10 protein-coding genes are annotated in these 12,132 nt (G+C 60.3%); 9 read left to right on the top strand and 1 reads right to left on the bottom strand.

All coding sequences use genetic code 11. The features are described 5' to 3' along the window. Window positions 1-2,460 (bottom strand): DUF2339 domain-containing protein, encoded by a 2,460-nt coding sequence (locus ADM64_RS08990; RefSeq protein WP_049193948.1) that lies wholly within the window; start codon window positions 2,458-2,460, stop codon window positions 1-3. A gap of 410 nt (window positions 2,461-2,870) precedes the next feature. Here ADM64_RS08990 and infC point away from each other — a divergent pair, with 410 nt between their 5' ends. From infC to argJ, 9 genes are all read left to right on the top strand, one after another. After that, on the top strand, window positions 2,871-3,422 hold the full coding sequence (gene infC, locus ADM64_RS08985; RefSeq protein ID WP_005511730.1) for a translation initiation factor IF-3: 552 nt from the start codon (window positions 2,871-2,873) through the stop codon (window positions 3,420-3,422). A 76-nt stretch (window positions 3,423-3,498) separates the two neighbouring features. Further along, entirely contained in the window at window positions 3,499-3,693 is a 195-nt protein-coding gene (gene rpmI, locus ADM64_RS08980; RefSeq protein WP_005511726.1) for a 50S ribosomal protein L35, read from the top strand. A gap of 77 nt (window positions 3,694-3,770) precedes the next feature. Next, window positions 3,771-4,154 carry a 50S ribosomal protein L20 gene (rplT, locus tag ADM64_RS08975; protein WP_016422904.1) on the top strand — a complete coding sequence of 128 codons (384 nt, stop codon included), beginning with the start codon at window positions 3,771-3,773 and terminating at the stop codon, window positions 4,152-4,154. Between the two features lie 183 nt (window positions 4,155-4,337). Then, entirely contained in the window at window positions 4,338-5,168 is an 831-nt protein-coding gene (locus ADM64_RS08970; RefSeq protein WP_049193947.1) for a TrmH family RNA methyltransferase, read from the top strand. Window positions 5,169-5,266: 98 nt separating this feature from the next. Further along, complete coding sequence (pheS, locus tag ADM64_RS08965; protein WP_049193946.1) at window positions 5,267-6,316, top strand: phenylalanine--tRNA ligase subunit alpha; 1,050 nt, start codon at window positions 5,267-5,269, stop codon at window positions 6,314-6,316. Between the two features lie 32 nt (window positions 6,317-6,348). Then, window positions 6,349-8,841 (top strand): phenylalanine--tRNA ligase subunit beta, encoded by a 2,493-nt coding sequence (pheT, locus tag ADM64_RS08960; protein ID WP_049193945.1) that lies wholly within the window; start codon window positions 6,349-6,351, stop codon window positions 8,839-8,841. Window positions 8,842-8,868: 27 nt separating this feature from the next. Next, a complete protein-coding gene (locus ADM64_RS08955; RefSeq protein WP_049193942.1) occupies window positions 8,869-9,705 on the top strand; it encodes a trypsin-like serine protease in 837 nt (278 codons plus the stop codon). Between the two features lie 180 nt (window positions 9,706-9,885). Beyond that, on the top strand, window positions 9,886-10,926 hold the full coding sequence (gene argC / locus ADM64_RS08950) for an N-acetyl-gamma-glutamyl-phosphate reductase (RefSeq protein ID WP_193390816.1): 1,041 nt from the start codon (window positions 9,886-9,888) through the stop codon (window positions 10,924-10,926). Continuing rightward, window positions 10,923-12,131, top strand: coding sequence for a bifunctional glutamate N-acetyltransferase/amino-acid acetyltransferase ArgJ (gene argJ / locus ADM64_RS08945; RefSeq protein WP_016422898.1), 1,209 nt, complete (start codon window positions 10,923-10,925; stop codon window positions 12,129-12,131). Before argC ends, argJ begins: the two co-directional genes overlap by 4 nt. Window position 12,132 lies beyond the last annotated feature (1 nt).

The following is a 12,132-nucleotide window of genomic DNA, read 5'->3' as shown; positions in this document are numbered from 1 at the left end:
TTAGGTAGTCGGGTCGTTTCCGTCGGAAATTCCTGGACCGTCGGTGCGGGTGATGCCTTCCAGTCTGTCAGCAGCGGGGTCGGCATCGGCAGCATCGGCATCTGCGGCAGCGGTGGCAGCGTCAGAATCGCTGGCGGTGCCGTCACGGTCCGATGCCGCTGGTTCCTCGGCATTCTTCTGCTTTGCTCCGGAGACCGCCATGGCCAGTAGAATCAGACCACAGCCGAGGAACGCCAAGGCACGGATAACGCCATCTAGTGTTGCCATGTCGTAGAAGATCAGCTTGACGATAGACAGCGCCGCAATCGTCAAACCCGCTGCAAGTCGCGCCGGAATGTGGTGGAACCTCTTCGATAGCACCAGCATGCCAGCTATCGTGGCCCAGAAAATACTCAGCAACATGTGTGCAGCGTTGAAGCTCACGCCAATAGTTGTGAGCAGCACGATAAATGGCATACCCAGCGCAGCCAGGCCAATCAGTGCAAAAGCTGGCGGTAGCTGCGACCTCGCCGCCGTCACGGCCAGGCCGACGTCGGCGCACAGCAGGAACAACAGCGAAAGCATTTCTGCCCACGTTGCCGAGTAGTCAGCCGCAGCACCGGCATTCAACGCTGCGGGCAGGATGTAGAGGTGTACTACCGTTGCGCCGAGCAGCCAGGTCAGTGCCGCAATCTTTGTATAGGGTGCAACGGCATCCCGCGTTGGTTCAGGAGCTTGTAGTCGTGCGCCAATCGCACCGTGCTTCGGTGCTGTGGCCAGCGCCCAGACAAAGAGCGCGGCACCGATGGAGATTGGGATGAGACCCCAGGTGTGGGGTCCAGTACCGGCTCCTGCGTCCCCTTCTGGGCCCGCCACCGCGAGTGCAAGCCAGGGCAGAATTGCCGTGGCCAAGGCCATTGGGGCGAGATAGCGGAAGATGGCACGGTTCCAAAGAAGTACCGCAGCAATTGCGATGAACAGCACGAATCCGCCGTAGAACAGCAACCAGAGGCTGGAGGTGGACTGTGTGGCGTTGACCGTTGGGACTGCGGCTACAACCGGAGTCGAGAAGGCAACTACTGACGTGATGGTGACCAGATCGTCTTCCCAAGTGCTGGTCTCCGAAGGCTCGTCGTCAAGCTCGGGAGTGAGTTGGCGAGCCAACGCCAGCGGGCCGAACTGGGCAAACACGAAAAGGGCAATGGTGAGTGCGGCGATTGCAGGCATCACCAGTGCATTGTTGGTCGTGATTACGCCGATGAGAACGTTTGCGCCGAGCAGGAATGCGACTACGTACTTCCGGAAGGGGATGTTCAGGAAGCAGACGATAGCGGCGATAACCATCAGTTGAAGGGTGATTTGCGCGAGCGAAGAGCTCAGCGGGCGGGCGTGGAAGTTGAGGCCGATCGTCGCCCACAGCATTAATCCGGTGTTGATTGTGATGGCCCACGCGGCGGTTGCGCTCGACTTTGTCCATCGCGCGCCGTATAGGCCGACGGCGGCGAAAGGCAGCATGATGACCAGCGTCGCCGCCACCGGAATCCAGTCGAGGAGGTAGGACATCGACATCGTTGTCAGGTGCGCAGCGGCTAGCGATGTCGCAATCAATGCCGTTACGCCAGCAGGCGGTGCTTGACGACGGTGCGCTCGCACAGCCGCGACCGCGAGCACGGCGGCCAACAAGTAAGCCAGAACCACACGACCGGCCGGTCCAATCAGGCCGGATTGGATTGCAACCGCGACGAAGAACGCGATACCGGCAGCGGTGATGAGACCACCGAAGATGGCAATGATCTTGATGATTGCCTTCTCGTTGCGCCACCAGGGCTCGCGAGGTTCACGCGGTGCCTCCGGCAGCTTCGGCGGCGGGGCGGAGCCGGTTGGGGAAGACTGCGGCGAGGGAGAAGACTGCGGCGACTTCGAATCCCGCCGCCACTGGTGGGCAGAGGGGAAGCCGAACATCGGCTGCGCAGTTGCGTCGCTCTGTGGCAGGGGAGCCGGTTGATTCCGCCAGTCCGCTTGTGTTGGCGGTGGTGGCACCTGTATCTGCTGAGACTGCTGGGGATACTGCGGTGTGGCGAGCGTCTGCTCAGCCTGCGGTTCCCAACGGGGAGGAGGTGCCTGCTCTAGTGGCGGACTGGGCGCTGGCGGCGGTTGCGGATTGTGTTGATGTGCCCCTTGAGGTGCAGCATGGGGCGGCGCTTGAGGTACCGGCGCAGATTCCGCTCCCGTAGTGTGAGGCGCGTGCGGTCCAGTCGGCGCTTGCCCGCTTGCCTGAGAAAGGCGCACCTGCCAAGTACGGGTGAGCTGAGCCAGCCGAAGCGAGCTGGCCTCCAAATCTGCCAGAGCATGGGAAAGCTCTGAGACGGAGTCGCCGGTCAGGACAAAATCGCCGGTCGGTGGCTTGTCGTATCGGGCGGAATGCTGATTAGGATCGGTGTTCTCGGCTTTAGGGCCAAAGCCGTTGGAGCCAGTATTCATGGTGACGACTTTAATCGTGTTTGGCCTAAAAACTATGGAGAGAATCTACCAATCTGATTACAATTCGGATTGCACTTTTTGACGCTTGGTATCGCGTCGGGTGCCGATGGTGAATAACCCGGAGTGAGAGCCGGTTTTGGTATGCGAGAACAGCTGTGTTAACATCTCGTCTACGACCGCCAGAATGCGATGCTTGCTGCCTTCGGGGAGCATTTAGTTGCATTCGGCAGCGAAGAGGATTTAAGTCCCACCCTAGGTGCGCCAAAGAATTACGGTAGCGCCGGGGTCCACCCTAATCGGTGATGTCACATCGCACGATTGGAAGGCGTCCTTATACAGTGTGTAGTAATCCGCTGTAGACGCGTGGCTTTTCTTCCTTTCCCGCTTGCTATCGCGGTTTGAAACGAAGATTGTTCAGGTTCAACCTAGGAGGCCACATCAGCGCTGAAGCTCGTATTAACGAGGATATTCGAGTACCGGAAGTCCGCCTTGTAGGACCGAATGGTGAGCAGGTGGGCGTTGTCCGCACCGGTGACGCACTCAAGCTCGCTTACGAAGCAGACCTTGACCTGGTTGAGGTTGCTCCGCGAGCAAAGCCGCCGGTCGCCAAGATTATGGACTACGGCAAGTTCAAGTACGAACAAGCCCAGAAGGCACGCGAGGCTCGAAAGAACCAGCAGCAGACTGTGGTCAAGGAGCAGAAGTTCCGTCCGAAGATTGATGACCACGACTACGAAACCAAGAAGAACAACGTTGTTCGTTTCTTGGAGAAGGGTTCGAAGGTCAAGGTCACGATTATGTTCCGTGGCCGTGAACAGTCTCGTCCAGAACTGGGATTCCGCCTGTTGGAGCGTCTGGCCGCCGATGTCGAAGAGTACGGCACCGTCGAGTCTCGCCCGAAGCAGGACGGTCGCAACATGACTATGGTCCTGGGGCCGGTTCGGAATAAGGGTAAGAAGTAACCGACCTGACCAGAAATGGTTGTAAACGAGATTTTTGCGCCACGAGCGTCAAAGATCGGTAGGGGAGAGTTTTAACATGAAGCAGAAGACCCACAAGGGCACCGCAAAGCGCATCAAGGTTACCGGTTCCGGCAAGCTGCGCCGCGAGCAGGCTAATCGCCGCCACCTCCTGGAGGGCAAGCCGTCCACTCGTACCCGTCGCCTGAAGGGCACCACGGACGTTGCTAAGTCGGACGTCAAGCGCGTCAAGCGTCTGCTGGGCAAGGCTTAGTTTTTCAAGCCTCGTCCCAGGGCAATCGCCCTCTTAATTTCACTAGTTCTTAAAGACAACGAAAAGGAAGTATCACCGTGGCACGTGTGAAGCGGTCTGTTAACGCTAAGAAGAAGCGTCGCGAAGTTCTCGATTCCGCAAAGGGCTACCGTGGTCAGCGCTCCCGCCTGTACCGCAAGGCCAAGGAGCAGATGCTCCACTCCAAGACCTACGAGTTCCGCGATCGCCGCCACCGTAAGGGTCAGTTCCGTCGTCTGTGGATTCAGCGTATCAACGCTGCTGCCCGCGCTAACGACATCACCTACAACCGCTTCGTCCAGGGCCTGAACCTGGCTGGCGTTGAGGTTGACCGTAAGAACCTGGCTGAGATGGCTGTCAACGACCCACAGGCATTCGCTGCTCTGGTCAAGGTCGCTAAGGATGCTCTGCCGGAGGACGTCAACGCTCCTGCTGCTAAGTAAAGCAGCTACGAGGTAACTCGTACGTAGCGTCGGCAAGCGCCTGCGACCGGCAGTGCGCCTGCCAACATCTTTGAAAAACCACCGTCGATTGGGTTAACGAATAACCTCGACGGTGGTTTTTCGTATCCGCACTGGCCTGCTGGCGGTTATGAATCCCGAGCCGCATCACTAGGATTAATCACTATGAACTCTGCGCTGTACTTCAACGACGAGCCGTTTACTCCTCGCACCCCGCGAGTCTCGGCGGCTATTCAGCTCCACCGTGCGGCCAAGCGGAAGAAGGCCGGGCGCTTCCTCATCGAGGGCTTCAATTCCGTCGATGCGGCTATCCGCTCAGAGGCTGTCGTAGAAATTTTCGTCACCGCTGCCGCCGCCGAGCAGTTCCGCGAGCTGCTCACGGGGTATCTCGAATCGGGGACGCAGCGTAAGTCTGTTTCGCTTATCGACGCCGCCGCCGCCCGCTCTTTGAGCGAAACTGTCACCACCACCGGACTCTTCGCCGTCTGCGACACCAATGCGGTGTCCACTTCGTTGGAAGAGGCGATTGAGGTTGGAAAGCAGTCCGGCTGTTTGGTGATTCCGGTGGAGTGCAATGACCCGGGTAATGTCGGCACGATTGTGCGTATGACTGATGCTCTCGGCGCTGGCGCGGTTATCCTTGCTGGCGATTCGGTTGACCCGTTGAATTCTAAGGCCGTGCGTTCCTCGGCAGGTTCTGTTTTTCATACCCCTGTCGCACGCGAGCGCGATATTGACGTCGTTATGGAGAAAGTTAGGGAAGCGGGCTTTACCACCCTCGCCACGGCGATGGATGGCGCTCTCACGCTCGGCGTTGATGCGCTTCCCGACGGTCCCGTCGCCTGGCTTTTCGGCAACGAAGCCCATGGCCTGTCGGAGGAGATTACGGCCTCGGCGGGGGCAAGTGTGTCCATCCCGATTAAGGGCGAGGCAGAGTCGTTGAACCTCGCCACCGCAGCGGCCATGTGCCTGTGGGAGACGGTCCGGGGTAAGTAGGAAACCTCGATGGTGAGGTGCGTGCACGTGTGCAGTTATCCTCGACTATGATTGTTCCATCACAAGAACTGATAGTCCTATATAGAAGTGGTTGACACGTGAGCGATTCGCCAAATCCTATCGATCTTTCCGAGGACGCCCTCCAGGCGGCTGCGCAGAAGGCCACGGGTGCCTTTGATGCTGCCGGCAACCTGGATGAGCTTTCTGCCGCCCGCCGTGAGCACTTGGGGGATGAAGGCTACATTCCGCAGGCTCGCCGCGCGCTGGGCTCCATTCCGAAGGCTGAGCGCAAGGATGCTGGTCGTCGCGTAAATGTTGTTCGCGGAGCCGTCGAAAAGCACTATGCTGAGCGTCTTGCAGTGCTGGAGGAAGAGGAAAACGCGCGTCGCCTGGTCGCGGAGCGTATCGACGTGTCGGTGGACACCACGCAGAGTCAGCGTGGCGGTATGCACCCAATTACCATCCTGTCCGAGCAGATTGGTGACATCTTCGTGGGCATGGGCTGGGAAGTTGCCGAGGGTCCGGAGGTGGAAGCCGAATACTTCAACTTTGACGCGCTGAACTTCCTGCCGGATCACCCGGCTCGTACTCTGCAGGATACTTTCCACATTGCGCCGGAAGGATCCAAGCAGGTACTGCGTACGCACACCTCGCCGGTCCAGGTTCGCACTCTGCAGTCACGTGACCTGCCGATTTACGTTATCTGCCCGGGCCGTACCTTCCGCACCGATGAGCTCGACGCCACCCACACCCCGGTCTTCCACCAGGTGGAGGGACTCGCTGTGGACAAGGGGCTGACCATGGGGCACCTGCGCGGCACGCTGGATCACATGGCAAAGGCGCTGTTCGGTCCGGAGACCAAGACCCGCATGCGCACCAACTACTTCCCGTTCACTGAGCCGTCCGCTGAGGTTGACGTCTGGTTCCCGAATAAGAAGGGCGGCGCAGGCTGGATCGAGTGGGGTGGCTGCGGCATGGTCAACCCGAACGTGCTGCGTGCCTCCGGTATTGACCCGGAGGTGTACTCGGGCTTCGCGTTCGGCATGGGCCTGGAGCGCACCCTGCAGTTCCGCAATGGCCTGACCGACATGCGCGACATGGTCGAAGGCGATGTCCGCTTCACGCAGCCGTTCGGTATCCGCGGCTAATTCACTGACCTACAGATAGGAGTTTTACTTACATGTTCATTCCACAGTCGTGGGTCACTGAAATCGTTCGCGGCCCAGAGAACACCATCAACCCGGACTGGTCCGTTACCCCGGACGAGTTGGATGAGGGCTTTGTCCGCGTTGGTTTTGAAACCGAGGGGCACGAGCCGCTGGAGAAGGTCGAGGGGCCGCTGGTTTTCGGTCGCGTCGACCACATTGAGGAGCTCGAGGGCTTTAAGAAGCCAATTCGCTTCTGTCAGGTCAATGTCGGTGATGCCAATGGCACCGGCGAGCTGCAGGAGATTATTTGTGGTGCCCGCAACTTCGAAGAGGGCTCCATTGTTATCGTCGCGCTGCCGGGCTGCGTGCTGCCGGGTGGGTTCGAGATTTCCGCACGGAAGACTTACGGCAAGGTTTCCAACGGCATGCTCTGCTCCGAAGCTGAGCTGGGTATGACCGATTCCTCCGCCGGTATTCTGACGCTGCCGTCGGCCCCAGCTGAGCTGGGTTCGTGCGCCAAGGAGTTCATCGGTCTCGATGACGAGAAGTTCGAGGTCAACATCACTCCGGACCGCGGTTACGCGCTGTCGGCCCGCGGTCTGGGCCGCGAGATTTGCTCCGCCTTCAACCTCGACTTCGCCGATCCGGCCAAGGTCAACGAGCTGCCGGTGGAAGGAGAGGTCCTGAACGTCACCATCGACGAGGACACCGACACCCGCCGCTTTGGTCTGCGCCGTGTCACCGGCATCGACCCGAACGCAGAGACCCCGTGGTGGATGCGCCGCCGCCTGCTGCTGGCTGGTCAGCGTCCGGTCAACGTGGCCACGGACGTCACCAACTACGTGATGCTGCTGCTCGGTCAGCCGATGCACGCTTTTGACGGCTCCAAGATCGCTGGTGGCCTGCACATCCGCAACGCTAAGGCCGGCGAGACTCTGACCACTCTCGACCACGTGGACCGCAAGCTCGACCCGGCGGACGTTGTCATCTGCGACGACAACGGTATTCAGTCGCTGGCCGGCATCATGGGTGGTCTCACCTCCGAGATCGCCGACGACACCACCGATGTTGTCTTCGAGGCCGCCAACTGGTCGCCGCTGCACGTCTTCCGCAGTGGTCGCCGCCACAAGCTGAGCTCTGAGGCTTCACGACGTTTCGAGCGCGGCGTGGACACCGCTCTGGTCGAGCCGGCTTTGGATCTGGCCTGCCAGCTGCTCGCTGACATCGCCGGCGGCACTATCGACACTGGTCGCACCCTGCTCGGTGAGGTTGCCGCCATGCCGACTATTGACTTTGCCGTCAACCGCGCCAGCGAAGTTGCGGGCGTTGATTACCCGCGTGAGACCGTCATTGGACGCCTGCGCGAGGTCGGTTGCGAGGTCGTCGACAACGGTGACCGCCTGGCTGTCACTCCGCCGACCTGGCGCTCGGACCTGACCATGTCCGCTGACCTGGTTGAGGAAATCCTGCGTCTGGAAGGTCTGGAAGACATTCCGGTTATCCTCCCAATCGCCCCGGCCGGTCGCGGTCTGACTGAGCGTCAGCTGCGTCGCCGCTTCGTCGGTCACGCGCTGGCTCACAATGGCTACCTGGAGATTCTGCCGACACCGTTCATTGCCAACGATGTCTTCGACGTCTGGGGCCTGGACGCTGATGACCCGCGTCGTAACACCGTCAAGGTCATCAACCCGTTGGAGTCCGACCACGCTCAGCTGGGCACGACTCTGCTGCCGTCCATGCTTGAATCGCTGAAGCGCAATGTTGCTCGCGGCCAGGTCGACCTGTCGCTCTACGGTGTGGAGCAGGTTTCCATCGAGCGCGGTAACGGTGTCTCGCCGATGCCGTCTACCGCGGGTCTGCCGAGCGAGGCCGAGCGCGCCGAGCTGCTGGAGTCGCTGCCGGAGCAGCCGCTGCACGTCGCCACTGTCGCCTGCGGTCGTATCCGCCTGGATAGCCCGTGGGGTGACGAGGCCGCGTACACCGTCGCGGACGCCATCGAAGCCGCGCGCATTGTTGCCCGCGCTGCCAATGTCGAGCTGGAGATCCGCAATGCTGAGGTGCTGCCGTGGCACCCGGGCCGCTGCGCTGAGCTGCTTGTCGACGGTCACGTCGTCGGCCACGCCGGTGAGCTGCACCCGAAGGTATGCAAGGACGCTGGTCTGCCGGAGCGCACCTGCGCGATGGAGATTAATCTCGATGCGTTGCCAGTTACTGAGCATCTGCCGGCGCCGGTACTCAGCCCGTTCCCGGCTGTCCACCAGGACGTCGCGCTTGTTGTCAGCGATGAGGTCTCCGCCGCAGAGGTGGAGAAGACTCTGGTGGAGGGTGCCGGTGAGCTCCTCGAATCCATTCGTATCTTCGATGTTTACCGTTCCGAGCAGATGGGCGAAGGCGTTCGCTCACTGGCGTACTCCCTGCGTTTCCGCGCGCCGGACCGTACGCTGAAGGAAGAGGAAGCTTCCGCAGCTCGCGAGGCGGCCATTGAGCTGGCCACTACCCGTCACGGCGCTCAGCTGCGCGGCTAAAAGGGGAGACCCCGGGGAGAGATACCCATGATTGGCAACTTGCGGCACCGCGACAACAGGCTGGATAGCGCAGAGGTGCGAGAGCAGCGCGTTGGGGCGTGCGCGGTGAGCAGCGCGAAGTCTGCGGCGACTGTGGCGGCAGCTGCTGTCACGGCAGGTCTGTTGCTCACCGGCGTGCCGAGTGCGGCTGCGCTGGTTGGCGGGGAGGCTGCTGCGCCTAGTGTGGCGGCGGACTCCGTGGTGTCAATCATGGTCCAGACCAGTCCCCATACCGGAAACTTTTGCACGGGAACTGCAATCGCCCCGCAGTGGGTAATGACCGCAGCCCACTGCGTGCGTGATGTCCCGCAGCAGGTTGGGGAAGTCGAGGTCGGTTTCGGTCCGGATGCCCGGCGTGTACCGATTGATCGCTGGGAGATTGCACCCACCGGTGACGTAGCGCTTGTTCACCTTGCGGGCGACGCAGCTCTTCCGGAGTATCCCGCAATGGAACGTCGTCAAGCGTTTTCGGAGCAAGAAACGGCAGGCACGGTCTATGGGCGATCGCTGCTCGGCGATGTTGCGGACGGCACGCTGCCGTCGGCGACCGTCACCGCTTCGATGTGTCCGGTGAAGTATCAACAATGCGTGCGGGAAGACTCCGTGTTGGCGCGCATGGAGCGCCCCGCGGCGTTGCAGGTGGGCGATTCGGGCGGACCGCTTTTTATCGACGGCCAGCTAGCGGCGGTGTTCTCGGGCGCGGTGGCTTTTGATGGCAGCGTGGCACCGGAGGAGTCGGGTTACTATCTCTACACCACGACGTCATCGGTGGCGCAGTGGGCAGATGGCGTGATGAGTCAGGTGCCAAGCGTCGTAGTTGAATAGTCCGGCGTTGAGTAATCCGGCGCGCTGATTGAATGGCCGGCTCGGCGAACCAGATGTATGTACCGACGACGGCGTTATATTCATAATTCACTCACGTCACATCGATAGAATTCCAGCACTTTGGCAACGAATTCTATGAATATCTTGCAACGCAGTGAATAAAAGTGTTGAATGTTTGGCATGAGTATTTCCGTTGCCATTGCTGGTGCGACCGGTTACGCAGGAGGAGAGATCCTCCGCCTCCTGTTGTCGCACCCGGCGTATCTTTCCGGCGAACTGACCATCGGCGCACTAACGGGAGCATCCAACGCGGGTGCTCGTGTGGGCGATATTATGCCTCATGTGGCACCTTTGGCTGACCGCCGTATTGAGCCGACTAATGGTGACACACTCGCTGGGCATGACGTGGTGTTCCTCGGTCTGCCCCACGGTCATTCGGCTGCGATTGCAGAGCAGTTGGGCGATGACACGGTGATTATTGACTGCGGCGCGGATTTCCGCCTGCAGGATGCCGACGAGTGGGAGCACTACTACGGCTCGGAGCACGCCGGTACCTGGACTTACGGTATTCCGGAGCTGCCGGGCAACAGGGAAGTAGTGGCTGCTTCCAAGCGTATTGCTGTGCCGGGTTGTTTCCCCACTGGCGGGACTATTACGGCACTGCCGGCAGTTGCAAAGGGCCTGGTCGAGCCGGATCTGTCCGTTGTTTCTATCACCGGTACCTCTGGTGCGGGCAAGAAGGCAGCTGTGCCCCTGCTCGGGTCCGAGGTCATGGGCAATCTCCGCGCCTACAACACTGCGGGCAAGCACCGCCACACCGCAGAGTTCCTACAAAACCTCAAGCCGTACGCAGAGGCTCTCACCGTCAGCTTCACGCCGGTGCTCGCTCCGACGTCGCGCGGCATTCTCACCACCATCACCGCTCCGCTTGTCGACGGGGTGACGGAGGCAACCGCACGGGAGGCCTACCTCGAGTTCTACAAGGGTGAGCCGTTTGTGCAGGTGTTGGCCGAAGGGCTGCAGCCGCAGACGCAGTCGGTAATTGGCTCTAACTTGGTTCAGATTCAGGTTGAGGTAGCTGAACGCGCCAAGCGTCTGGTGCTGACCTCGGCGATTGACAATCTGACAAAGGGCACCGGTGGTGCCGCAGTTCAGTGCATGAATTTGGTTACTGGACAGAATGAAACTGCAGGACTTCCATTGGTAGGAGTTGCCCCATGATGAAGGAAGAAAAAGAAGGTCTCGTCAACGTCGCTGGTGACGAAGGCGGCGTATGTGCACCTCAGGGGTTCGTGGCCAGTGGTGTCATTGCAGGCATCAAGGTCAGCGGAAACCCGGACATGGCGCTCATCGTAAACCAGGGGCCGGAGAAGACTGCCGCGGCTGTCTTTACTACCAACCGTGTCCAGGCTGCGCCGGTGACGGTATCCAAGAAGCACATCGCTGACGGCAAGCTGTCCGCTGTGGTGCTGAACTCGGGCAATGCCAACGCCTGCAATGGTCAGCCGGGTATTTCCGACGCCCTCGAAGTCTGCCAGAAGGTCGCAGATGAGCTCGGCGTCGATGTTACCGAGATTGGTACCTGCTCCACCGGCTTGATTGGTGACCGGCTGCCGATGGACATTGTTCTGGCAGGTGTGCCGAAGCTTTGTGAGAATCTGGGCAGCGATGCCGCCGCAGGTACGGCTGCAGCAGAAGCCATCTTGACCACTGACTTGGTGGCAAAGCAGGCCGTTGCGCATGGTGACGGATTCACTGTCGGCGCTATGGGCAAGGGTGTTGGCATGATTAGCCCGTCGATGGCCACGATGCTCGGTGTGATTACGACGGATGCGTCGGTAAGCGCAGAAATGGCGCACGAGGCTATTGCCAAGGCGAGCGAGGTTACGTTTAACCGCCTAGATATTGATGGCTCCACATCCACCAATGACACCGTCATCATCTTGGCTAACGGCGCCTCTGGTGTGAAGCCCTCGCAGGAGGAGCTCGACCAGGCAGTGCTCAGTGTGTGTGATTCCATCGCACGCCAGATGCAGTCGGACGCCGAAGGTGTGACCAAGCGTGTGTCCGTGACCGTGCGTGGCACCGGTGGCGCGGAAGATGCCCTGGTAGCTGCTCGAATCATCGGCCGCGACAACCTCTTCAAGTGTGCGATGTTCGGTTCGGACCCGAACTGGGGTCGTGTGCTGGCGGCTGTCGGCACTGCACCGGTGGATATGGATCCGGAGCACATCACTGTTTCCTTCAACGGTCATGTAGTCTGTCGCGATACCGGTGGCACGCCTGATGCTCGTGAAGTGGATCTCTCCGGCAAGGACATTGCCGTGGAGGTTGACCTCGGTACTGGTAATCCGGAAGAGGCCACGATTCGTACGACTGACCTTTCCCACGACTACGTTCACATCAACTCGGCATATTCGTCGTAAA

Origin of the sequence: Corynebacterium sp. 401_CJEI (assembly GCF_001076435.1) — a bacterium.
GTDB lineage: Bacteria > Actinomycetota > Actinomycetes > Mycobacteriales > Mycobacteriaceae > Corynebacterium > Corynebacterium jeikeium_D.
The sequence above is the reverse complement of the archived record's forward strand: the minus strand, read 5'-3'. Positions and strand labels throughout refer to the sequence as shown.

Excerpts from the sequence above, each read along its gene's own strand:
- ADM64_RS08990 (WP_049193948.1), bottom strand. The coding sequence starts at position 2,460 with ATGAATACTGGCTCCAACGGCTTTGGCCCTAAAGCCGAGAACACCGAT.
- rpmI (WP_005511726.1), top strand. The coding sequence starts at position 3,499 with ATGAAGCAGAAGACCCACAAGGGCACCGCAAAGCGCATCAAGGTTACC.
- ADM64_RS08970 (WP_049193947.1), top strand. The coding sequence starts at position 4,338 with ATGAACTCTGCGCTGTACTTCAACGACGAGCCGTTTACTCCTCGCACC.
- pheT (WP_049193945.1), top strand. The coding sequence starts at position 6,349 with ATGTTCATTCCACAGTCGTGGGTCACTGAAATCGTTCGCGGCCCAGAG.
- ADM64_RS08955 (WP_049193942.1), top strand. The coding sequence starts at position 8,869 with ATGATTGGCAACTTGCGGCACCGCGACAACAGGCTGGATAGCGCAGAG.
- argC (WP_193390816.1), top strand. The coding sequence starts at position 9,886 with ATGAGTATTTCCGTTGCCATTGCTGGTGCGACCGGTTACGCAGGAGGA.
- argJ (WP_016422898.1), top strand. The coding sequence starts at position 10,923 with ATGATGAAGGAAGAAAAAGAAGGTCTCGTCAACGTCGCTGGTGACGAA.